Consider the following 21,858-nt stretch of genomic DNA (forward strand, 5'->3'; position numbering starts at 1 on the left):
ACGACTGACCTCACCCTGCCCCTTTGCTGACATCGGGGCGTGATGTTCCAGCCGAATGCACGGATCCACCTTCCGTTCCGGCGATCAAAGATCGACGAACACCCGACAGCAACGCCGTCTCTGGCTCGGCCTGCCGCTCAGCCTCACGGCCCACCTGGCCGCGCTGGCCGTCCTGACCCTTCCGGTCCGCGCGCCGCCGCCCCGGACCGCTGCGCCCCCGCCGGTTCGGGTCGATCTGATCGCCTTCGCCCCCCGTCTTCCCGCCCCCGCGCCTGAGCCGGCGCCTGACCCCGCGCCGCAGGCCGGGCCCGCCGCCGCCGCTGCAGCCCCGACCCCTACGCCTCGCCCCCCGGCCTCTCCGGTCCGCGCCCGGCCCCCCGTCCCCGCCCCGCCCGAGGTCCCCGCGATCCGCGCCAGCCCCGCCCTGACGCCCGGTCCCGCGGCCCTCCCGGCCGGCCCCGCCGCCGTCACGGTCGGCGCCGCAGAGCTGGCCGGCGCCGCCATCGCCGGCGCGGGGGCGGGATCGGGAGCGGGAGCGGGCTCAGGACCCGGCGCGGGCTCAGGCCCGGGCTCCGGCGGCGACTGCGACATGATCGCCCGGCTCCAGCAGGCCCTGCGCGACGACCCCGACATCCACGCCGGACTGATCCGCGCCCGCCGCGACCTGCCCCCCGGCCGCCCCCCCCTGTTGTGGAACGGCGCCTGGCTGCGCGCGACGGGAGAGGCCGGAGAGGGTCTGGCCGGGGTGCGTCAGGCCATCGCCGTCGAGGTCGCCTTCGCCCCGCCCGCCTGCCGCCGCCAGCCCATGCGCGGCCTGGTCCTGCTCACCCTCGCCGACGGCCCCGCCGCCCCCGCCGTCGCCCTGGGGACGGGTCAGTGGCGCTGGTCCGACCTGACCGGGGCGGGGCGGCGGTGATCACAAACGGATGTCGTCCCAATTCACCGGCGGCAGGGTCGCGATTTCGGCCTTCACGGCCCGCAGCGAAGCCTGAACCCGGGGGCTGAACTCCGGCCTGCTCGCCTTCGCCTCCGCCTGCTGTCGATTGGCCCGCATCGTCTCGGCCAGACCGTCGATCTGCATCATCCGGGCGGCCTGTTTGACCTTCCAGACCTCGGTCTCGGTCGATCCCGTCAGCCGCCGCCACAGCTCGACCTTGGCCGGATGAGGGTCGATCTCCGCCTCCTCCCCCTCCAGACTCAGGCTCAGGGCCTCATGCGGCGCCATCACCGTCCGGGCATAGTCGGCCCAGCTCACCCGATCCCCCTGCAGTTCCGGGATCCGCCCCAGAGAGGCCGCCAGCGCCCCCAGCGCCCGCGCCTCCTCCAGCCGCCCCTGATCCAGCGCCCGCGCCACCCCGCGCAGGGCCCGCCGGCTCAGCGTCGGCGCATCCGCCGCCGCCTCGACGCCCTCCTCGGGCGGGGTCAGGGGCGGCAGGGACGCCCGCGCGGCCGCCATCTCCGCCTCCCACGCCTCGGCCGCCGCCCGCGCCCGGGCGTCGCCGCAGTCCCGTTTGGTGGCCTTGTGGTCGGTGATCCGCTTCCTCAGCGCATGCTCCGACACCCGCCATTTGGCGGCCAGCAGGGTCGAGGTCGCCCCCTGTTGGTACTCCTCCAGAATGGTCATCCAGGTCTCGGTCGACAGCCGGTAATGCCCCGGCGCCTTCGCCCGTGTTTTCAGTCCGCTCGGTCCCATGCGGGGATTATCGCCGAGGGCCGGACCAGGGCGGGCAGAGGATTTTTTCCATCGGTGGGAAATGCAGGCGGTGCTTGACCAGAGCGGGCGTCACACCCCCGCTGCTAGGCTCCATTGGTGCGCCATCGCCCTCGCGATTCCGGGAAAGAACCGCGACCGCTCCTTCCAGCGATCCGGCGACGGCGGCATGTGGTGAACTCTCGGGTCGCGCCCCTCGACTACATCTGTGGGAACCAACGGCGGTAAGTTCTTCAGCCACAGACAGGTGCGTTTGGTTTCCCCATGACCGAACTGCCAAGGCTGGATGCTCTGGGCGAAGTCCTCGAAATTCGCGATCCGGGCCTTGGCGTGTTTGTGCATGACCGGGTTCTCGATCGCGATGCGATCGATCGGCGCGTTCCAGAAGTCGGAGAACAGGGCGGCCCCCTCGTCCAACTCCGCCCACATCTGTTCCTTGGTCTTTCCGGGCGGCGGTACGCTGAGCCAGCGCACCCCAGAGTTGCATAGCCGGGTGCAGGGCGGATGGGCGACCATCAACAGGTCCCACCCGTCATTCAGCAGATCGCGCGCATCACCGATGATATGGCGATTAGAGCCGTCCTCGCTCGGCAGCAGGTCGCACGACCATGCGTCGTGTCCTCGTTCGAGGAATGCGTTGCGGACCGTGCCGCTGTACTCACAGGCGATCAGGACTCTCATGACCGCTAGCTATATCCAAATGGGAAATACCAGGATAGGTTGAAAACGGCTGATAGGGGGGCACATGAAGCGAGACTGGGTAGAAAACCTGCTAATCGCCGGGATGGTCATATGCCTGATCGGTCAAATCGCCGGGTTGGTCTGGACGATAAAACAGAACCTTCCGCTTTGACCGTTTTACGGGCTAGCTTCGCCTCCTAGTCCCGTGGGGATTCAATGGCGATGGCGTAAGAACTCATCGTGATGAAGTCTCCGAACCATCGTGACCCAAGGCGAAAGCGGAACCGACAAGTGAAGGGCGTCTTCGATCTAAAACCGGGCTCTGGCTACAACGACACTCCGGCTGAGCGATATCATTTCCCCTCTACTCGACCGTATATGGAAGTTGCGCTCGCGGTTGAGGGCGATTGGATTCTCTATCGAGAGACGCAGCGCAACGGCGGCAGAAGAGCATATATCGGAGCAGCACGGGTCGTATCTGTTCTGCCCGACGAGGAACAACCCGGACACGCCTACGCCAACGTGACCGAATTCATCCAGTTCGACCCGCCCGTTTCTTTTTCAGGCGCTCCCGAGGGGCGGTATTGGGAAGCTGGTTTCCGCAACATACCCAATCCTAGTCTCGTAGGGCAGTACGCTCAGGGCAAATCCCTAAGGCTGATTTCGGATCAGGATTTTGGCTCCATTGTAGCTGCCGGCATCGGCGGCACCCTGATGCCAGAAAGCCTGCGGCGCTATTGGCCCACCGGAACGGGCGCTGACGAAATGCCGGCCGTCGGCGACCTCTCCTTGGACGAGGCCGGATTTGTTCGTCGTATCGAAACCTCGATCATCAACAAGAAGGTGAGAGACGCCAACTTCAGGCGGGTGGTGTGTCGGGCTTACGACGACACATGCGCCATCACCGGCCTGCGAATTATCAATGGCGGTGGGCGGTCGGAAGTTCAGGCAGCACACGTTTGGCCCGTCGAACATGGCGGCCCTGATACCATTCAAAATGGCTTGGCTCTCTCCGGCACGGTTCATTGGCTGTTCGACCGCCACCTGATTTCGTTGACGGACGACTACCAATTACTGGTCGCCCACAATCGAGTGCCAGAGCCTCTTCGCGGGCTTTTTCAGCATCAAATGGAGCGGATTCGACTTCCAAAAAACAAGCGTGACTGGCCGAATCCCAAGTACCTTGTCCGGCATCGGGAACGCTACGTTAGCTGAGCCCCTCACCCCGCCGCACGAACCCCCGCCGCCGCCCCGGCCGCGTCCTCCGGCCAGACCACCTCGGCCAGACCGTTCAGCACCGGGCGGGCGAACAGATACCCCTGCATCAGGGTGACGCCCAGATCGTGCAGGACGCGGTATTCCGCCGCCGTCTCCACCCCCTCGCACACCGGCTGGACGCCCAGATCGGTCAGCAGGTTCAGGGTGTGGCGCACGACGGCGCGTTTGACCGGGTCGGCGTCGATGCCGCGCACCAGATCCATGTCCAGCTTGACGATGTCGGGCTGGAATTTGGTCAGCAGGCCCAGACCGGCATAGCCGGCGCCGAAGTCGTCGATGGCGGTGCGGAAGCCCATGGCCCGATAGGCGCGCAGGATGTTCAGCAGGTGGGCGGTGTCGATCGTCTCGTTCTCGGTGAACTCGAAGATGACGGCCTCGGTCGGCAGGCCGGTGCGCATCGCCGCCTCCAGCGTGACGCGGATACAGGCCCGGGGCTCATAGACGGCATTGGGCAGGAAGTTGATCGACAGCCCGGCCCCGTCGGCCGTCAGGTCCAGCACCGCCGCCTGTTCGATGGCGGTGGAGCGGCACAGCTGGTCGAAGGCGTAGCGGTTGGCGTCCGAGACGGCCGCCAGCACCTGTGCGGCGCTCCCGCCGTCGGCCCCGCGCACCAGGGCCTCATGCGCAAAGACCGTGCGCCGGTCGACGTCGACGATCGGCTGGAACGCCATGGTGATCGGGATGTCGAATCCCGCGCCGTCACGACAGGCCGTACAGGACATGGAACGCTCGCTTGCAATACTGATCCCAGTGTTGCTTGAAGGGGTTAAAAATTCTGTGGGGTGTGCGGAGGGGTGTGGGAGGGGGCGGAGGAGTGGTCCGCCGGGCGCCCGATGGCGGAGAGGTCGGGGTATGTTATGTTCCCGTTATGACCCACACCGCCCCCCTGTCATCGCCTTCGCGCACCGTCCGCGATCCGCAGACAGGGCGCGTGGTCGAGGTGCGCGGCCTCGGCGCATTGAAGGGCCGGCTGACGCTGAAGCGCGACATCGATCTGACCCGTCCGATCTTCGAACAGGTCGCCGGGGAAAAGCCGCCGGCGGCGCCTCGGCCCAGGCCCTGACATCCCCACGTGGGGGCTCTGCTGGATACCCACGCCCTGTTCTGGCTGGTGACCGACAGCCTGCCTTTGACCGTGACGGCATTTCGCCACCGCCCGGGTGCTTCGTGTGCCGCTGATCACCCGTGACGCCGCCATCCAGCAGATCGCCCGGAATCTTGACCGCTACCTCGACGTCATCGCCTGTTGAACGCCCTCAATCCTCATCCATCTTCAGGGCCGCGATGAAGGCCTCCTGCGGGATCTCGACCTTGCCGAACTGGCGCATCCGCTTCTTGCCGGCCTTCTGCTTCTCCAGCAGCTTCTTCTTCCGCGTCGCGTCGCCGCCGTAGCATTTGCTGGTCACGTCCTTGCGCAGGGCGCGGACGGTTTCGCGGGCGATGATCTTGCCGCCGATGGCCGCCTGGATCGGGATGACGAACATATGGGGCGGGATCAGCTCCTTCATCTTCTCGACCATGCCCCGGCCGCGCGTCTCGGCGCGGGCGCGGTGCACCAGCATCGACAGGGCGTCGACCGGCTCGGCGTTGACGAGGATGCTCATCTTGACCAGGTCGCCGACCTTGTAGTCGGTGATCTCGTAGTCGAAGCTGGCGTAGCCCTTCGAGATCGATTTCAGCCGGTCATAGAAGTCGAAGACGACCTCGTTCAGCGGCAGCTCATAGACCACCAGGGCGCGGCTGCCGACATAGGACAGTTCGACCTGTGAGCCGCGGCGGTCCTGACACAGCTTGATGACGCTGCCCAGATAGTCGTCGGGGGTCAGGATGGTGGCCTTGATCCACGGCTCGGCGATGGATTCGATCTGCATCACATCGGGCAGGTCGGCCGGGTTGTGCAGGTCGATCTCGGTCCCGTCGCGCAGCTGGATCTTGTAGACCACCGACGGGGCGGTGGCGATCAGGTCGAGGTTGAACTCGCGGGACAGCCGCTCCTGGATGATCTCCAGATGCAGCAGACCCAGGAAGCCGCAGCGGAAGCCGAAGCCCAGGGCGGCGCTGGATTCCATCTCATAGGTAAAGGAGGCGTCGTTCAGCCGCAGCTTGCCGATGGCGGCGCGCAGGTCCTCGAAATCGGCGGCGTCGACCGGGAACAGGCCGCAGAAGACCACCGACTGGACCTCCTTGAACCCCTTCAGCGGTTCGGCCGTGGGTTTCTTTTCGTCGGTGATGGTGTCGCCGACGGCGGCCTGGGCCACCTCCTTGATCTGGGCGGTGATGAAGCCGACCTCGCCCGGGCCCAGCTGGTCGACCGGGGTGTTCTTGGGCAGGAAGACGCCGACGCGGTCGACCAGATGGGTCGTGCCGTGCTGCATCATCTTGATGCGCTGCCCGGCCTTCAGCACGCCGTCGAAGACGCGCACCAGCAGCACGACGCCCAGATAGGGGTCGTACCAGGCGTCGACCAGCATGGCTTTCAGCGGGGCGTCCGGGTCGCCCTTCGGCGCCGGCAGGCGGGTGACGATGGCCTCCAGCACGTCCTCTATGCCGAGGCCGGACTTGGCGCTGCACAGGACGGCGTCACTGGCGTCGATGCCGATGACGTCCTCGATCTGTTGCCTGACCCGCTCGGGCTCGGCCGCCGGCAGGTCGATCTTGTTCAGGACCGGGACAATTTCGTGATTGTTGTCGATCGCCTGATAGACGTTGGCCAGCGTCTGCGCCTCCACGCCCTGCGACGCGTCCACGACCAGCAGGCTGCCCTCGCACGCCGCCAGCGACCGGCTGACCTCATAGGCGAAGTCCACGTGCCCGGGCGTGTCCATAAGGTTGAGCACATAGTCCAGCCCGTCAGCCGCCTTGTAATGAAGCCGGACCGTCTGGGCCTTGATCGTGATCCCCCGCTCCTTCTCGATCTCCATATTGTCGAGCACCTGCGCACTCATCTCGCGCGCCGTCAGCCCGCCGGTGAATTGTATCAACCGGTCAGAGAGGGTGGATTTTCCGTGGTCGATATGGGCGACCACGGAGAAGTTGCGGATTCGGTCAATGGGGGGCGTCGTCATCAGGCCGGGCGGTTAGCACGGAGGGGCGGCGAACGCCAATGAAGCGCCGCCCTCCGGACCCGGCGGCGGATTACATTGCGTTAATGGCGAACCGGGGCATTTGAGAACGACGCGCGAACGCTGTATTGAGCGGCAACCTCCCGGTGCTCGACGCGCCTCGACCCCGCCCCTCGACGACGGGCTCAGCGACAGGACTGTTCCAAGTGGCGACAAAGACCCTGATACGGGCCAAACCGGTGCGGGCCGATCTCGTGCGCGCGGGCCTGATGAAGGCCGGACTGCTCGCGACGGCGGCGCTGGTTCTGGCGGCCTGCGGCGGCGGCGAAAAGGCGGTCGAGGCGGAGAAGGCCGAAGCGCGCGCCGGCGCGGCCGGCCAGACCGTCACCGTGTCCGTCGCCGCCCTGACCAGCCAGCCCCGGATTGTCACTGCCTCCGGCACCGTCTCGGCCTGGGAAGAGGTGCCCGTGGGCGCCGAGACCGGGGGACTGACGGCCACCGCTGTTCTGGTGGACGAGGGCTCTTACGTGCGCCAGGGCCAGCCTCTGGTGCAGTTGAACGACGCCCTGCTGCGCGCCCAGCTTCAGCAACAGCAGGCGGCCTTGCAATCGGCCGAAGCCAGCGCCGCGCGCGACGCCGCCGCCCTGGAGCGGGCGCAGGAGCTGAAGGAAAAGGGCTTCCTGTCCCAGGCGTCGCTGGACAACGCCCTGGCCAACCAGAGGGCGACGACTGCGGGCGTGGCCGCCTCTCGCGCCGCCCTGTCCGAGACCCGGACGCGACTGGCGCAGGCGACCCTGCGCGCCCCGGTGTCCGGCCTGATCATCAGCCGCAGCGTGACCCGGGGCCAGATCGTCGGCGCGGGAACCGAAATGTTCCGCATGGTCCGCGACGGCCGCCTGGAGCTGGATGCCCAGGTGCCTGAGACGGAACTGTCCCTCGTCCGCGCCGGACAGACAGCGACTGTGTCCTCGGATCAGGTGGGCGAAGCCACCGGCCGCGTGCGGATCGTCACCCCCGAGGTCAATGCCACAAGCCGTCTCGGCGTCGCCCGCATCGCCCTGAACGGCGGCGGCGGCTTCCGCCCCGGCATGTTCGCCCGGGCGCAGATCGACGTGGGGGCCCAGCCCGCCATTACCGTTCCGACGGGCTCGGTGCTGTATCGCGAGAACCGTTCGGGCGTCTTCGTCCTGACCGCCGACAATCATGTCCGATTCCAGCCGGTGACCGTGCTGTCGCGCAGCCAGGGTCGGACCTCGGTCGAAGGCCTTCAGGCGGGGACGCGGGTGGTGGTGGACGGCGCCGGCTTCCTCGGTGACGGCGATCGGGTGACGGTCTCCGGCGCCGCGCCCGCTGCGGCGACCCCGGCTGCTCCGGCCCCCGCTGCTCCGGCCGCGCGCTAGAGCCCGGTCATGAAAAACATCTCCTCTTGGTCGATCAAGAATCCGATCCCGATCATCCTGCTGTTCACCCTGCTGACCATCGGCGGGGTGCTCAGCTTCCTGAGCATGCGGATCAACAATAATCCTGACATCGACTTCCCGCTGGTGGCGGTCACGGCCGTGCGGCCGGGCGCGGCGCCCAGCGAAATGGAGGTCCAGGTCACACGCCTGATCGAGGACTCGCTGGCGGGCCTGTCGGGCGTGCGCCACATCAACTCCCAGATCACCGACGGGGTCTCCTCGACCACGATCGAGTTCGAACTGGGCACGGACACCGAACGCGCCACCAACGACGTGCGCAACGCCATGAGCGGGCTGCGCGCTGACCTGCCGCAGGACATGCAGGAACCCTCGGTCCAGCGCATCGACATCACCGGCGACGCCCTGATCACCTGGGTCATCAGCTCCGAGACCATGACGCCGGAGGAGATCAGTTGGTTCGTCGACAATGACGTCAGCCGCACCCTGCTGGCCATCAAGGGCGTTGGCCAGGTCAATCGCGGCGGCGGCGTGGATCGCGAGATCGCCGTCGAGCTGGATCCGGACCGGCTGGCTTCCTACGGCCTGACGGCTGCCGCCGTCAGCCAGTCCCTGACCAGCGTCAACTCCGACCAGCCCGGCGGGCGGGTGACCATTTCCGGCTCCGAGCGGTCGATCCGCACCCTGGGGGCCGCCACCTCGATCGAGGCCCTGCGTGAGACCCTGGTGCCCCTGCCCGGCGGACGCTCCGTGCGGCTGGGCGATCTGGGCCGGGTCGAGGACCACTGGTCCGAACCGCGCCGTCTGGCCCGCTACAACGGGCAGGAGGCCATCACCTTCAACTTCCTGCGCTCGCGTACGGCGTCGGAGGTCAAGATCGCCGAACGGGTGCGCGAGGCCGTCGCCAAGATCGATGAGGACCACCCCGAGCTGGCGATCCGTCAGGTCACCGCCAGCGTCGAACAGATCGAGGAGAGCTATATCGCTTCGCTGGAGGCACTGCTGCTGGGGGCTGTGCTGGCCGTGGTCGTGGTCTTCATCTTCCTGCGCGACTGGCGCGCCACCTTCATCACCGCCACGGCCATCCCGATGTCGCTGATCCCGACCTTCCTGGTCCTGGAGCCGCTGGGCCAGTCGCTGAACGGCATCAGCCTGCTGGCCCTGTCGCTGACCATCGGCATTCTGGTCGATGACGCCATCGTCGAGATCGAGAACATCGTCCGCCACATGCGGAACGGGAAGTCGCCCTACAGCGCCTCGATGGAGGCGGCCGACGAGATCGGCCTGGCCGTCGTCGCCACGACTGCAACCATCATCGCCGTCTTCGCCCCCGTGGGCGTCATGCCGGGGATCATCGGCCAGTTCTTCAAGGCCTTCGCCCTGGCGGCCTGTATCTCTGTCGCCTTCTCTCTGGTGGTGGCGCGAACGCTGACCCCGCTGATGGCCGCCTATCTGCTCAAACACCATGAGCATGAGGACAAGGACCCGTTCTGGATGTCCGGCTATCTGAAGGGGCTGGGCTGGAGTCTACGGAACCGCTGGAAGGTGTTTCTCATGGGCACAATCCTGTTCCTTGGCTGCGGATTCCTCGCCACCAAGGTGCCGTTCGAGTTCCTGGCCAGCGGCGACGTGGGCCGGGCCGGCTTCTCGGTCGAACTGCCGCCGGGGGCCACGCTGGCCCAGACCGACGCCGTGGTCCAGCGCATCACCCGCGACCTGCGCGCCCGTCCGGAAGTGACCTCGGTCTATGCCTCCATTGGAGGGCAGGAGGTCAACCAGGCCAATGTCTATGCCGATCTGACCGACAAGGGCGATCGTGACCTTAGCCAGCAGCAGTTCGCCCGTGTCATGGTCGACAGCTGGAAGCCCATTCCCGGCGCCCGGATCGGCGCGGGCGTCGCCCAGCAGGGCGGCGGTCCGAGCGACGGCACCAGCTATCGCTTCGCCATTCTCAGCGACAACGGCGCAACCCTGACCGCTGCGGCCCGCAAGGTCGAGGCCGAGATGCGCACCGTTCCGGGTCTGGCCAATGTGGTCAATACCGCCGCCATCGCCCGTCCCGAAATCCTCGTGACCCCGCGCCCGGACCAGGCCGCCCTGATGGGCGTCTCGACCAGCGCCATCTCCCAGGCCGTGCGCGTCGCCACCATCGGCGACGTCGACCAGAACCTGCCCAAATACAATCTGGGCGACCGTCAGGTGCCGATCCGGCTGCGCCTGACCCGCGACGCCCGCGAGGATCTGTCCGTGCTCGAGAACCTGCGGGTGCCAACCGACATGGGGACCGCCGTGCCCCTGAGCGCGGTGGCCGACATCCGTTTCGGCGCAGGCCCGTCACAGGTGCTGCGTCAGGATCGATCCCGCGTGGCCACCATCTCGGCCGAACTGGACGGCATTCGCAGCGGCGAGGCCGCCACTGCGGTCAGCAAGCTGCCGACGGTCCAGAATCTGCCCGCCGGCGTGCGGCAGGTTCCCGCCGGCGACGAGGAATTCATCCAGGAAATGATCACCGGGTTCGCCGTCGCCTTCGGCACCGGCGTGATGCTGATGTATGCGGTTCTGGTTTTGCTGTTCAAAAGCTTCGCCTATCCGATCACCATCATGGCCTCACTGCCGCTGGCGATTGGCGGCGCCTTCGTGGCCCTGATGATCGGCGGCTCCAGCTTCTCGATCTCGTCCCTGATCGGGGTGTTGATGCTGATGGGGATCGCCGCGAAGAACTCCATCCTGCTGGTGGACTACATCATCATCGCCGAACAGGAGGGCCAGTCCAGGCTCGAGGCCATCATGGACGCGGCGCACAAACGGGCCCGGCCGATCCTGATGACCACCTTCGCCATGGGCGCGGGCATGCTGCCGGTGGCCGTGGGCTGGGGCGCCGATGTCGAGTTCCGTCAGCCGATGGCCATTGCGGTGGTGGGGGGTCTGATCTCCTCCACCTTCCTGTCGCTGCTGTTCATCCCGCCGATCTTCACCATAATTGACGACATCTCGGGCTGGGGACGTCGCCGACTGGGCAAGCGGTTTGCCGGCCAGCGCGCTCACCCCGGGGCGCCGCGAAGCGAAGTCAGCTGATCGGCAGGCTCTCGGACCGGGCTCAGGCTTCGCTCCAGCATCGTTCCGGAGCCTGAGCCACGCATTGGCGCCTCCTCACTTCCGGGTGGGCCTGACCCCCGGCGGTGAGAGCGCCTTCCTGCCCGCCCCCAGGGCGCCCTGTCATCTTGTAGCGGGGGCATCGCCACAACATCCGGGAGATCGGCGCGCCTGCCGCGCCCGATCGGCCGCCTCACGGTACGCATTTCGGTGCCGGGTGGGGCTGGGGTCGAGGGACATCGATCCGCCATGCGCCATCAAAGAAAAAGCCGGCCGGGGTCGCCCCCGGCCGGCTTCCAGTTCACCCTCTTGTCGGGGTGATCAGTATTTGACCTTGAAGGTCGCGCCGAACGTGCGCGGCTGCCCCAGGAAGGCGTCGTAGGTCTGGGTGTCCAGGGCCTGGTTGTAGAAGGTCCCGGCATAGGCGCCCGTGGTCTGGACGGTCGACTGGAAGGCCGAGCCCTGCAGCGGGCCGTTATAGGCGACCTGGATGTATTCCTTGTCGGTCAGGTTCTGGCCCCAGATGTCCAGAGTGTAGCGACCATCTTCGGTGCCGAAGGAAATCCGGCCGTTCACCAGGGTCAGGGCGTCCTGCATCTTGGCGGGCAGGAGGTCCGATCCGGTGTTGTACTCGGTCGAGTATTTTGCCGAAAGGCTCATGCCCAGACGCAGGCCATTGCCGATCGAGCGATCAAAGTTGACCGATCCCGTGCTGGACCATTCCGGTGCAAAGGCCGGCACGCCGCCCGGGATCAGCGACAGCTGCGGGAAGTTGCCGGGGACCGCAAGATCTGCGGCGACGAACTGGCCGTATTCAGCGTCGGTATAGGTGACACCGGCCGACAGGCTGAGGCCGTCGATCGGGGTGAACCACAGGAAGTCGGCGTCGAAGCCGCGCGTGGTCAGTTCCGGGATCGATTCTACCGTGAAGGCGGTGCCGAGGAAGCTGTTAAGCTGGAAGTCGGTCACCGTCTGGTCGAAGTAGGTGGCGTTCAGAAGAACGGTCCGGTCGAACAGGGTGGTCTTCAGGCCCAGCTCATAGCTGTCGACCAGTTCCGAGGGGAACAGGGTCGAGGCCGTCGGGGTGATGCCGACCTGCACACGGTCGAGGTTGTAGCCGAAGGACTTGTAGCCGCGGGCATAGGAGGCATAGGCCATTACCGACGGGTTGAAGCGATAGGCGGCCTTGATCGTGCCGCTCAGCTCTCCGTTCTTCTCTTCTTCGGAGATGGTGCGGTTGTTATAGGCGCGGTTCGACCAGGGCAGGCACAGGTTGCCGATGATGGCGTTGCCCGAGGCCCCGAGCACGCCGCCGATGACCGCTGCATTGCCCTGGGCGGCGGTGCAGGTATTGCCTCCGCCGTTCGGGTTGGTCTGCACGCCATCCAGCGACTTGTTGTCGTGGGTGTAACGCAGACCGAGGGTCAGATCGAGCTTGTCCGTCAAGCTGTAGGTGTTGTTCGTAAACACCGCGAAGGAGTCCGACCGCTGTTCGTAGACATCCTCCATCGACTGGCCGACCACGAAGCCGGCGCCTCCGCCGGACACGGCGCCGCCGGTGCCCAGGCACTGCTGCAGGCCGAGTGCGGTCTGCGCGGTGCGGGTGAAGCAGCCGATGATACCGGGGCTGACCGGGAAGGCCGGCACAGCGCTATTGAGGCTGGCGCTGATCAGAAGGGACAGGAACGGCGTGTAGTCTGCGCCCAGATACATGCTGTCGGTGCGGTTGATGTCCTCACGGGTGGCGAAGACCCCGACCAGCCAGTCCAGCCGGTCCGTGGCGCCGGCCAGACGGAATTCCTGGGTCAGGTTCTCGACCTTGTAGCCGAAGTCGCCGTCATTAACCCGGTACAGCAGGTCTGCGCCGGTGAAGTCGACATCGGCGCCGTTGACCGTTTCCCAGCTACGCGCGGAGGTGACCGAGGTCAGGGCCGCGCCGCCGAACAGGGTCGGCATGTCGAAGGTCGCCTCGACCGAGACGCCCATGTCCTCGATGTCCTGCTCCGTACCGCGGTTGGCGTAGGCCGTCCGCGAGAAGGGCAGCGGCCCGAAGGCCGCGCTCGCCGGCGGGCGCTGGCCCGTGCCGGTCGAGAGGGCGTCCACGAAAGAATAGGTCGGCCCGGTGCGGATCTGGGTCCCGACGCAGCAGTATTCGCCCCGCTTCGAATAGTCGCCGATGATCCGGACGGACGTGTTGTCGTTCGGCAGCCAGAGCAGCTGGCCGCGGATGGTCGAGAAGTCCTGGTTCTGGTCGTCCGTTGCGGTGCGCGGGCCGTCGCCGACGTCGATGTCGTTGAAGCCTTCACGCACACGGCGGGCGGCGTAGAGCCGCATGGCCAGGGTATCTGTGATCGGGCCGGTGACGGAGCCTGCAGCGCCCAGGGCGCCATAGTTGCCCCAGGTCAGTTCGGCATTGTAGCCGGGCGTGAAGGACGGAGCCTCGGTGATGATGTTGACGACGCCGGCCGAGGTGTTCTTGCCGAACAGCGTGCCCTGCGGTCCCTTCAGGACCTCGATACGCTGCAGTTCGCCCAGATCGCCGAAGCCGACGCCGTTACGCGAGCGATAGACGCCGTCGATGACGATGCCGACCGAGCTTTCCAGACCGGGGTTGTCGCCGACGGTGCCGATGCCGCGAATGCGGACGGTGGTCGAGGCCTCGGTCGTGGTGGAGGTCACGGTCATGCCGGGCGTCAGGATCTGCAGATCCTTGATGTCCTTGACCCCGGCGTTGTCGAGGGCCTCCTGGTTCAGCGACGTGACCACGATCGGCACGTCCTGCAGGCTCTGTTCGCGCTTCTGGGCGGTGACGATGATGTCATCGACGGTGGTCGGCGCATCCTGGCTCTGGGCCGAGGCGGTTCCGGCGAAGCCGAAGGCCACGGCGCCGACGACGGCGGCGGACGCGGTGGTGCGGAGAATTTGGGTAAGACGCATGAATGGCTCCCGGCTCATGGCGCGACCGTCTTGCGGGCGCGGCGTTCCTGTTTCCCTTTCCGCGTTCTCTTGCTGGAACGTCGGACCTAGAAGACAATTGGCTAGTCCAACCCGGCCATTGCAGCAAGGAGAGGCCGCATCACGGCCGCGTTTCCTCCGTCCCACGGCCCCCGGTGTGACGCAAAAGCGACAGAAATCGATGACCTAAGGTCAATATTCGATCAGTCTTGGCCTGAAGTCGGGGGGTTGACGGCCAAATCCTTGCGCGTGTGCCGGGACGCCGCGAGAACCGCCGCCCCGACGAGGGCCGACAGGATCGAGCCGCCGATGACCCCCAGCTTGACCTGAATCTGCTCGGGCGAATCGACCGCACCGGGGAAGGCGAGGACCCCGACAAACAGACTCATGGTGAAGCCGACCCCACACAGCAGGCTGACGCCATAGACCTGGGGCCAGGTGGCGTCGGTGGGCCGGGCGCCGACCTTCAGGGCCGCCGCCAGCCGCGCGGCGCCGTAGACGCCAAGTTGTTTGCCGATGAACAGGCCGAGGGCGATCGCAACGACCAGGGGCGCAAACATCTGGTCGAGCGAGATGCCCGCAAAGGACACGCCCGCCTTGGCAAAGGCGAAAAGCGGCAGGACCAGGAAGGCGTTCCACGGATGCAGGTCGTGCATGGCCTCCTTCAACGGGCTCTGGCGATCCTCGGCCCGGGCCCGGATCGGCACGATCATGGCGAAGGCCACGGCGGTCAGGGAGGTCGACAGCCCCGACAGGACGGTCAGATACCAGATGACGGCGAAGCCCAGCACCCAGAACGGGGCCCCGATCTTGACGGTCCGGGCGGCGAAGAAGCCGGCGACGAGGAGGCCGCCGGCCCACAGCAGCGGCGTCCACCGCGCGCCCTCGCTGAACAAGAGGGCGATCAGGGCGATGGCGCCAAGGTCGTCGACGATCGCCAGGGTCAGCAGAAACACGCGCAGGGACGACGGCAGACCCTTGCCGACGAAACCGAAGATCGCCAGGGCGAAGGCGATGTCGGTCGCCAGCGGGATCGGCCAGCCCTGATGCGGCGCGCCGATCGTTCCCGACAGGGCCATATAGACGGCGGCCGGACCGATCATGCCGCCCAGGGCGGCGATCACCGGCATGGCCAGCTTCTTCGGATCAGCCAGTTCGCCCCTGAGGATCTCGTATTTGATCTCCAGCCCCACGACGAGGAAGAAGATCGCCATCAACCCTTCCTTGATCCAGTCGGAGATCGACTCCTCCAGCCGGATCGGCCCGATCTGCAGCGCATGGACGCTCTTCAGCCAGGTGAAATAGTCATAGGACCAGGGCGAGTTGGCCACGACGAGGGCGGCGACCGCCGCAAGCGCAAGAGCCGAGCCGGATGCGGTCTCGGTCTTGAGAAAATCCAGGGTAAATTTGCGCGCCACGGCGGCCTCCCAAATCAGGAATGAAGCTGTCGTGACGCCAGGTTATCGACGGGCGTCGGACCGGATTCCCCCGCTCCCGGATATCGGGACCAGGCGCCGGCCTGGCCGGGCGAAGCGCCGCGACCTGATGTCTGTCGATACAATACCCTCGAACGGTGAAGGTTCAACCGCTTGCGCCCGCAAGACCGAGCCCTCACCTGCAGTCCATGCCGATTTCAGACCTGTACCGCCCCGATCCCCGCTTCTTCGACCTGGGGCCGGAGTTCGGTGACGCCGTGCAGCCCGCGCCGTTCCAGAGCCTGACGCTGCGGTTCCGCAATGACCCGGCGGCGGCGACGGTGGGACTCTCCGGTCTGAGCGAGGCCGAATGGGTGACCCATTTCGGACGGTTCACCCCCCTGCCCGGCCAGCCCGGGCCGATCGCCATGCGCTATCACGGCCATCAGTTCCGCCATTACAATCCCGATCTCGGCGACGGACGTGGCTTCCTGGCGGCCCAGATGCGGGACGACCAGGGCCGGCTGATGGATCTTGGGACCAAGGGCTCGGGAACCACGCCATGGTCGCGCGGCGGAGACGGCCGATTGACGCTGAAAGGCGGCGTCCGCGAGGTGCTGGCCGCCACCCTGCTGGAGGCGCAGGGCGTCCCCACCAGCCGCGCCCTTTCGCTGATCGAGACCGACGAACGACTGGAGCGCAACGACGAACCGTCGCCGACGCGCGCGGCCGTACTGGTGCGACTGTCGCACAGCCATATCCGACTGGGCACGTTCCAGCGCGCCGCCTTCCACGGCCGGGCGGACCAGATCGAGATCCTGATCGACCATGTCCGCACCCTCTACCATCCCCGGGTCGCGGCCGGGGATGCGCCGGGGCTGCTGGCGGCGGTGGTCGAGGCCAATGCGCGCATGACGGCGGCCTGGATCGCCGCCGGCTTCGTGCACGGGGTGCTGAATACCGACAATCTGAATGTGACGGGCGAGAGCTTCGACTATGGGCCCTGGCGGTTCCTGCCCGCCTATGACCCCGGTTTCACCGCCGCCTATTTCGACCAGACCGGCCTCTATGCCTTCGCGCGCCAGCCGGAGGCGGTGTTCTGGAACCTGACCCAGTTCGCGGGCTGTCTGAAACTGGTTGCAGGACAGCCGGACCAGGTTCAGGCCCTGACGGACGCGCTGAACGGCTTCGGCCCGGCCTATATCCGCGAACTGCGGGCGGCCTTCCTGAGGCGGCTGGGTGTGAAATCGGTGGGCGAAGCCGCCGACCAGCGGCTGCTGGACTGCACCCTCGCCTTGCTGCGGGAGGGCGGCGAGACCCTGCGCTGGGAGCCGTTGTTCCACGACTGGTTCGCCGGCTTCGCCTCCTCGGCCCGGGCGCTGAAGGGGCCCCGCGCCGGGGTCTATCAGGGCAAGGTCTTTGACGATTTCCGCTTCGCCCTGTTCGAGCATGAGCCAGACCGGCCCGAACGGCTGGAGCATCCCGTCTTCGCCGCCGAACCGGAGGAGATGCTGATCGACGAGGTTGAAGCGCTCTGGATCGCCATCGACCGGGACGACGACTGGGGTCCGTTCCGTGCCAAGCTGGCGCGCCTTCAGGCGGCGCAGATCGCTCGCGCAGCCTGAGGCATCCGGCCGGGCGCGGATAACGTATCTGTAAGCCAGCGGCCACGCTTTCGCCCGTGAAGCCGGACAGGTTCGTGTCGTCAAAAGCACAGGCTGACCGCCTAAGTCATCAACTGATGTCTTCAATTGATGACTTTTGGAGAAAGCTGCGCCATAAGACTTGAACGCGGCAGCGACCGATCCGATATCGACACTGTTGCAGATACCCTCCCGATCGCCCCGTTTTCCGGACTGAGCCCTCATGGCCACGACCTTCAAACACACCCACACGCCAGCGCAGATCCGACTGTGCTCGACCTATCGCAATCTCGGCCTGTGGACCCTGCAAGGCTGGATCGCGATGTTCTTCGTTGCGGCCGGATACGCCAAGCTGACCGAGCCGATGCAAAATCTGGTCGCCTTGATGTCCTGGCCGGCCCTTGTCAGTCCCGATCTGGTGCGCGGCGTCGGCATCGTGGAGATGGCCCTGGCCCTGGGGATGCTGGCGCCGCTCGTCTCATGGGGGATCGGCCGCCCCATCCTCAGGGTGGCGGCGCTCGGCCTGCTGTTGCTGGAGTCCGTCATGCTGGTCGTCCACCTGATCGGTCAGGATCCTGGCCTGGTCGCCGTCAATCTGGTGTTGATGGCCCTGACCGTTCCCGTCCTGATCGGCCGTCGCCCCGCCTCGACCGGACGGTCCCGGACAGAAACCGCCCTTATGGGGTAGGATCAGCAGTCCTGCCGCCCGAAGCCCGGCATCGGTCGGAGCAGAATTTCACCTGATCCCAGTCGCGCGCCCATTTGCGGCGCCAGGCGAACGGTCTGCCGCAGGAGACGCAGGTCTTCTGCGGCAGTTCGCGTTTGGACCGACCGCTCTGGGCCTGATCCGCCGCATTGACGTGTTTGCGCACCATCGATGCAAACCTTCCCTTTACGTCCGCGTCAAGTTCGGGCTATGGACTCATCCATGGCGACCGCAGACGACCATCGCACCTATTCCATCCGGCAACTGTGCCGTGAGTTCGGCGCCACGGCGCGGGCCCTGCGATTCTACGAGGACAAGGGGCTTCTGACCCCTGACCGCAAGGGCCAGACCCGCGTCTATGGCGCGCGCGACCGGGCCCGGCTGAAACTGATCCTGAGGGGTCGCCGCATCGGCTTCACCCTGCAGGAAATCCAGGACATGCTGGACCTGTATGACCGCAAGGACGGCAACGTCCAGCAGATGGCCATCTCCCTGCGTCGTCACCGCGCCCAGATCGAAGCCCTGAAGCAGCAACGCGACGACCTGGACGGCGCCATCCAGATGGCCGAGGAAGCCTGCGCGGCCATGGAGGAGCGGCTGACCAATATCCGCCCCGACCTGTTGCCGGGGGCCGACGAATACGCCGACCTGCTGAAGGCTCGGCTGAACCACGACGACCATCACGACCACCCGGCGTTCCAGCGCCATCCCTTCAAAGCGAGAGCCTGAGCCTCATGGCCTATAAAGCCCCCGTCCGCGACCTGATGTTCATTCTGAACGAGGTTCTCGAGATCGATCGATATTCGAACCAGAACGGGTTCGAGGAGGTCTCGTCCGACCTCATCGGCCAGATTCTGGAGGAAGGCGCCAAGTTCGCCGAGGAAGTCATCGCCCCGATCAACCATTCGGGCGACAAGGAGGGCTGCCACTGGGCCGAGGGCGGCGTCGTCACCGGACCCAGGGGCTGGAAAGAGGCCTACAAGGCTATGGTCGAGGCCGGCTGGCCCGCCCTTTCGGCCGACCCCGCCTATGGCGGCCAGGGCATGCCCGCCGTTGTCGGCATGGCGTTTGGCCAGTTCACGGCCGGCGCCTCGGCGGCCTTCTCCATGTATCCGGGCCTGACGGCGGGCGCCTACGCCGGCATCCACGCCAATGCGTCTGATGAACTGAAGGCCAAATACCTGCCGAAGATGGCCACCGGCGAGTGGGGCGGGACCATGAACCTGACCGAGCCCCAGTGCGGCACCGACCTCGGCATGGTCCGCACCAAGGCCGTGCCCCAGGGCGACGGCACCTACAAGATTTCCGGCCAGAAGATCTGGATCTCGGCCGGCGAGCACGACTTCACCGACAACATCATCCACACGGTCCTGGCCCGGGTCGAAGGCGCGCCGGCGGGGATCAAGGGCCTGTCTCTGTTCCTCGTGCCGAAGTTCCTCGTCAACGAGGACGGCTCGATCGGCGAGCGCAATGCGCTGATGTGCACCGGCCTCGAGCACAAGATGGGCATCCACGGCAACGCCACCGCCGTCATGCAGTACGACGGCGCGACCGGCTGGCTGATCGGCGAGGAAGGCCGGGGCATGAACAACATGTTCGTGGTCATGAACGACGCCCGCCTCGGCACGGGTCTGCAGGGCCTGGCCATCGGGGCCGCCGCCTATCAGGCCGCCGTCGAATTCGCCAGGGACCGCATCCAGGGCCGCAGCCTGACCGGACCCAAGAACCCGGACGGCCCGGCCGACAGCATCATGGTCCACCCCGACGTCCGTCGCATGCTGCTGGAAGCCAAGGCCTTCGTCGAAGGCGGGCAGGCCTTCATTCTGTGGACCGCACTGCAGGCCGACCTGGAGAAATCCACGGATGAGGCCACTGCGCAAAAGGCCAAGGACTACATGGGCCTGATTACGCCCGTGCTGAAGGCCTACCTGACTGACAAGGGCTTCCATGTCGCCTCGCTGGGCATGCAGGTCCACGGCGGATCCGGCTACACCGAGCATTTCCAGGCCAGCCAGTACCTGCGCGATGCCCGGATCACCATGATCTACGAAGGCACCAACGGGATTCAGGCGCTGGATCTGGTGGGTCGCAAACTGCCATCGAACGGCGGCCGCGCGATCATGAGCTGGTTCGCCGACATCGACGCCTTCGTCTCCGAAAACGGCGGCGAGGGACCGGTCAAACCCTTCGTCGACGGCCTGGCCGACGCCCGGAAGAAGCTGCAGGAAGGCACAATGTGGCTGATGCAGAACGGCATGCAGAACCCGGACAACGCCGGCGCCGCCTCCACCGACTATCTGAACCTGTTCGGCCTGACGGCCATGGCCTATCTCTGGGCCCAGATGGCCAAGGCGGCCCAGGCCAGGGTCGACGAGGGTTCGACCGACCCCTTCTATGCTGCCAAGCTGCAGACCGGGCGCTATTTCGTCGAGCGCATCCTCCCCGACGCCCAGGGGCATCTGGTCAAGCTGAAGACCGGCGCCGACGTTCTGATGGCCATGCCGGCCGAGGCGTTCTGATTTCCACCCTCTCCCGGAGGGAGAGGGCTTGAGCGCACGGGATCGAAGCGATCGTTCCCTGGCGCGAAGGGGTGAGGGGTTGCGGTGTCCAGCCGTCAACACCGTAACCCCTCATCCTCCCACGCCTGCAGGCGCGGGCCCCTCCTTCTCCCTCCGGGAGAAGGGTTCAGTTGGAGCGAAACGCCATGACCAGCCCTCTCGCCGTTCCCCTGCCCGCCTTCATGCAGGATGAGGAAATCGTCCTGTTCAACGACAGCGTCGGCCGCTGGATCGACGATCACGCCCCGCCGGAAAAGATGGCCGAGTGGATCGCCGCCTCCTCGGTGCCGCGGTCGCTGTGGACGGACGCCGGCGAGGCCGGGCTGCTGAACCTGTCCATGCCCGAGGACCACGGCGGTATGGGCGGTGACTATCGGCACGAGGTCGTGCTGATGCAGCAACTGGGCTGGAAGGGCGCGGACCATTTCGGCATCAGCCTGCACAACGCCATCGTCGCCCCCTACATCCACCACTACGGGACCGAGGAGCAGAAGGCGCGCTGGCTGCCCCGTCTGGCCACCGGCGAACTGGTCGGCGCGATCGCCATGACCGAGCCGGGCGCCGGGTCGGACCTGCAGGGCGTCAAGACCACGGCGATCAAACAGGGCGACCACTATGTCCTGAACGGCTCCAAGACCTTCATCACCAATGGCCAGATGGCCAACTTCATCATCGTGGTGGCCAAGACCGATCCGTCGGAAGGCGCCAAGGGCATCAGCCTGATCGGTCTTGAAACCGACGGGGCGGAAGGCTTTGAGCGCGGCCGCAACCTGCACAAGATCGGCATGGAGGCAAACGACACCTCCGAGCTCTTCTTCAACGATGTGAAGGTTCCGCTTGAGAGCGTTATCGGCGGGGCCGAGGGGCGCGGCTTCTATCATCTGATGGAACAGCTGCCGCAGGAGCGTCTGAACATCGCCGTCCAGGGTATTGCGGCGGCCGAACGCGGCTATCGCGAGACGGTCGACTATGTCCGGGGCCGCAAGGCCTTCGGCAAGGCGATCATCGAGTTCCAGAACACCCAGTTCAAGATGGCCGAGATCAAGACGAAGCTGACGGTGGCCCGCGTCTTCGTCGACCACTGCATCGGCCTGCATCTTGAAGGCAAGCTGGACGCCGCCACCGCCTCCATGGCCAAATACTGGGTCACCGACATCCAGGGCGAGACCATCGACGAGATGCTCCAGCTGTTCGGCGGCTACGGCTATATGACCGAATATCCGATCGCCCAGCTGTACAAGGACGCCCGCGTCCAGCGCATTTATGGCGGCACCAACGAGATCATGAAGCTGCTGATTTCGCGGTCGCTCTGACCAGCAAGAACTTCGACCAAACAAA

The 21,858-nt window shown here is 66.3% G+C and carries 17 protein-coding genes; 10 read left to right on the forward strand and 7 right to left on the reverse strand.

Going from position 1 to position 21,858, the window contains the following annotated elements:
* Positions 1 to 55: 55 nt before the first annotated feature.
* Positions 56 to 916, forward strand: coding sequence for a hypothetical protein (locus ACW17W_RS13460; protein WP_492077405.1), 861 nt, complete (start codon positions 56 to 58; stop codon positions 914 to 916).
* Here ACW17W_RS13460 and ACW17W_RS13465 read toward each other — a convergent pair whose 3' ends face one another.
* Together ACW17W_RS13465 and ACW17W_RS13470 are read right to left on the reverse strand one after the other, a co-directional pair.
* Entirely contained in the window at positions 917 to 1,624 is a 708-nt protein-coding gene (locus ACW17W_RS13465; protein ID WP_492077406.1) for a hypothetical protein, read from the reverse strand. It lies immediately after the preceding gene.
* A 159-nt stretch (positions 1,625 to 1,783) separates the two neighbouring features.
* Positions 1,784 to 2,392, reverse strand: a complete 609-nt coding sequence (locus ACW17W_RS13470; RefSeq protein ID WP_492077407.1) for a hypothetical protein — start codon at positions 2,390 to 2,392, stop codon at positions 1,784 to 1,786.
* A gap of 291 nt (positions 2,393 to 2,683) precedes the next feature.
* Here ACW17W_RS13470 and ACW17W_RS13475 point away from each other — a divergent pair, with 291 nt between their 5' ends.
* Positions 2,684 to 3,607, forward strand: coding sequence for an HNH endonuclease (locus ACW17W_RS13475; protein ID WP_492077408.1), 924 nt, complete (start codon positions 2,684 to 2,686; stop codon positions 3,605 to 3,607).
* A gap of 5 nt (positions 3,608 to 3,612) precedes the next feature.
* On the opposite strand, the gene ACW17W_RS13480 is transcribed toward ACW17W_RS13475, so the two are convergent.
* Positions 3,613 to 4,392 (reverse strand): EAL domain-containing protein, encoded by a 780-nt coding sequence (locus ACW17W_RS13480; protein WP_492077409.1) that lies wholly within the window; start codon positions 4,390 to 4,392, stop codon positions 3,613 to 3,615.
* Positions 4,393 to 4,538: 146 nt separating this feature from the next.
* Here ACW17W_RS13480 and ACW17W_RS13485 point away from each other — a divergent pair, with 146 nt between their 5' ends.
* Positions 4,539 to 4,733, forward strand: coding sequence for a hypothetical protein (locus ACW17W_RS13485; protein WP_492077410.1), 195 nt, complete (start codon positions 4,539 to 4,541; stop codon positions 4,731 to 4,733).
* A gap of 193 nt (positions 4,734 to 4,926) precedes the next feature.
* Here the strand turns inward: ACW17W_RS13485 and lepA are convergent, their stop codons facing one another.
* Positions 4,927 to 6,735: a translation elongation factor 4 gene (gene lepA / locus ACW17W_RS13490; protein WP_492077411.1), complete on the reverse strand. Its 1,809-nt coding sequence runs from the start codon at positions 6,733 to 6,735 to the stop codon at positions 4,927 to 4,929.
* A 203-nt stretch (positions 6,736 to 6,938) separates the two neighbouring features.
* Here lepA and ACW17W_RS13495 point away from each other — a divergent pair, with 203 nt between their 5' ends.
* Positions 6,939 to 8,132, forward strand: coding sequence for an efflux RND transporter periplasmic adaptor subunit (locus tag ACW17W_RS13495; RefSeq protein ID WP_492077412.1), 1,194 nt, complete (start codon positions 6,939 to 6,941; stop codon positions 8,130 to 8,132).
* A 9-nt stretch (positions 8,133 to 8,141) separates the two neighbouring features.
* Positions 8,142 to 11,225: an efflux RND transporter permease subunit gene (locus tag ACW17W_RS13500; RefSeq protein ID WP_492077413.1), complete on the forward strand. Its 3,084-nt coding sequence runs from the start codon at positions 8,142 to 8,144 to the stop codon at positions 11,223 to 11,225.
* Positions 11,226 to 11,564: 339 nt separating this feature from the next.
* Here the strand turns inward: ACW17W_RS13500 and ACW17W_RS13505 are convergent, their stop codons facing one another.
* Together ACW17W_RS13505 and nhaA are read right to left on the reverse strand one after the other, a co-directional pair.
* A complete protein-coding gene (locus ACW17W_RS13505) occupies positions 11,565 to 14,180 on the reverse strand; it encodes a TonB-dependent receptor (protein ID WP_492077414.1) in 2,616 nt (871 codons plus the stop codon).
* 221 nt (positions 14,181 to 14,401) lie between these two features.
* Positions 14,402 to 15,616 (reverse strand): Na+/H+ antiporter NhaA, encoded by a 1,215-nt coding sequence (nhaA, locus tag ACW17W_RS13510; RefSeq protein ID WP_492077415.1) that lies wholly within the window; start codon positions 15,614 to 15,616, stop codon positions 14,402 to 14,404.
* A gap of 206 nt (positions 15,617 to 15,822) precedes the next feature.
* Between nhaA and ACW17W_RS13515 the strand changes: the two genes are divergently transcribed.
* Positions 15,823 to 17,238 carry a protein adenylyltransferase SelO gene (locus ACW17W_RS13515; protein WP_492077416.1) on the forward strand — a complete coding sequence of 472 codons (1,416 nt, stop codon included), beginning with the start codon at positions 15,823 to 15,825 and terminating at the stop codon, positions 17,236 to 17,238.
* 241 nt (positions 17,239 to 17,479) lie between these two features.
* The gene (locus ACW17W_RS13520; RefSeq protein WP_492077417.1) at positions 17,480 to 17,944 is read left to right on the forward strand and encodes a DoxX family protein; all 465 of its coding nucleotides are present in this window, start codon (positions 17,480 to 17,482) and stop codon (positions 17,942 to 17,944) included.
* On the opposite strand, the gene ACW17W_RS13525 is transcribed toward ACW17W_RS13520, so the two are convergent.
* A complete protein-coding gene (locus ACW17W_RS13525) occupies positions 17,934 to 18,131 on the reverse strand; it encodes a DUF2256 domain-containing protein (protein ID WP_492077418.1) in 198 nt (65 codons plus the stop codon). The two genes, ACW17W_RS13520 and ACW17W_RS13525, sit on opposite strands and share 11 nt — an antisense overlap.
* A gap of 53 nt (positions 18,132 to 18,184) precedes the next feature.
* Here ACW17W_RS13525 and ACW17W_RS13530 point away from each other — a divergent pair, with 53 nt between their 5' ends.
* From ACW17W_RS13530 to ACW17W_RS13540, 3 genes are all read left to right on the forward strand, one after another.
* A complete protein-coding gene (locus ACW17W_RS13530; protein WP_492077419.1) occupies positions 18,185 to 18,691 on the forward strand; it encodes a MerR family transcriptional regulator in 507 nt (168 codons plus the stop codon).
* Positions 18,692 to 18,696: 5 nt separating this feature from the next.
* On the forward strand, positions 18,697 to 20,481 hold the full coding sequence (locus ACW17W_RS13535; RefSeq protein WP_492077420.1) for an acyl-CoA dehydrogenase C-terminal domain-containing protein: 1,785 nt from the start codon (positions 18,697 to 18,699) through the stop codon (positions 20,479 to 20,481).
* 185 nt (positions 20,482 to 20,666) lie between these two features.
* Positions 20,667 to 21,833: an acyl-CoA dehydrogenase family protein gene (locus tag ACW17W_RS13540; protein WP_492077421.1), complete on the forward strand. Its 1,167-nt coding sequence runs from the start codon at positions 20,667 to 20,669 to the stop codon at positions 21,831 to 21,833.
* The last annotated feature ends 25 nt before the right edge of the window (positions 21,834 to 21,858 follow it).

Source organism: Brevundimonas sp. FV1ye29L, from assembly GCF_058681095.1.

Bases quoted from the DNA above. Each gene is read 5' to 3' on its own strand.
- ACW17W_RS13485 (WP_492077410.1), top strand. From the start codon at position 4,539: ATGACCCACACCGCCCCCCTGTCATCGCCTTCGCGCACCGTCCGCGAT.
- ACW17W_RS13500 (WP_492077413.1), top strand. From the start codon at position 8,142: ATGAAAAACATCTCCTCTTGGTCGATCAAGAATCCGATCCCGATCATC.
- ACW17W_RS13535 (WP_492077420.1), top strand. From the start codon at position 18,697: ATGGCCTATAAAGCCCCCGTCCGCGACCTGATGTTCATTCTGAACGAG.
- lepA (WP_492077411.1), bottom strand. From the start codon at position 6,735: ATGACGACGCCCCCCATTGACCGAATCCGCAACTTCTCCGTGGTCGCC.
- ACW17W_RS13525 (WP_492077418.1), bottom strand. From the start codon at position 18,131: ATGGTGCGCAAACACGTCAATGCGGCGGATCAGGCCCAGAGCGGTCGG.
- ACW17W_RS13460 (WP_492077405.1), top strand. From the start codon at position 56: ATGCACGGATCCACCTTCCGTTCCGGCGATCAAAGATCGACGAACACC.
- ACW17W_RS13465 (WP_492077406.1), bottom strand. From the start codon at position 1,624: ATGACCATTCTGGAGGAGTACCAACAGGGGGCGACCTCGACCCTGCTG.
- ACW17W_RS13530 (WP_492077419.1), top strand. From the start codon at position 18,185: ATGGCGACCGCAGACGACCATCGCACCTATTCCATCCGGCAACTGTGC.
- ACW17W_RS13505 (WP_492077414.1), bottom strand. From the start codon at position 14,180: ATGCGTCTTACCCAAATTCTCCGCACCACCGCGTCCGCCGCCGTCGTC.
- ACW17W_RS13520 (WP_492077417.1), top strand. From the start codon at position 17,480: ATGGCCACGACCTTCAAACACACCCACACGCCAGCGCAGATCCGACTG.
- ACW17W_RS13540 (WP_492077421.1), top strand. From the start codon at position 20,667: ATGACCAGCCCTCTCGCCGTTCCCCTGCCCGCCTTCATGCAGGATGAG.
- ACW17W_RS13470 (WP_492077407.1), bottom strand. From the start codon at position 2,392: ATGAGAGTCCTGATCGCCTGTGAGTACAGCGGCACGGTCCGCAACGCA.
- ACW17W_RS13515 (WP_492077416.1), top strand. From the start codon at position 15,823: ATGCCGATTTCAGACCTGTACCGCCCCGATCCCCGCTTCTTCGACCTG.
- ACW17W_RS13480 (WP_492077409.1), bottom strand. From the start codon at position 4,392: ATGTCCTGTACGGCCTGTCGTGACGGCGCGGGATTCGACATCCCGATC.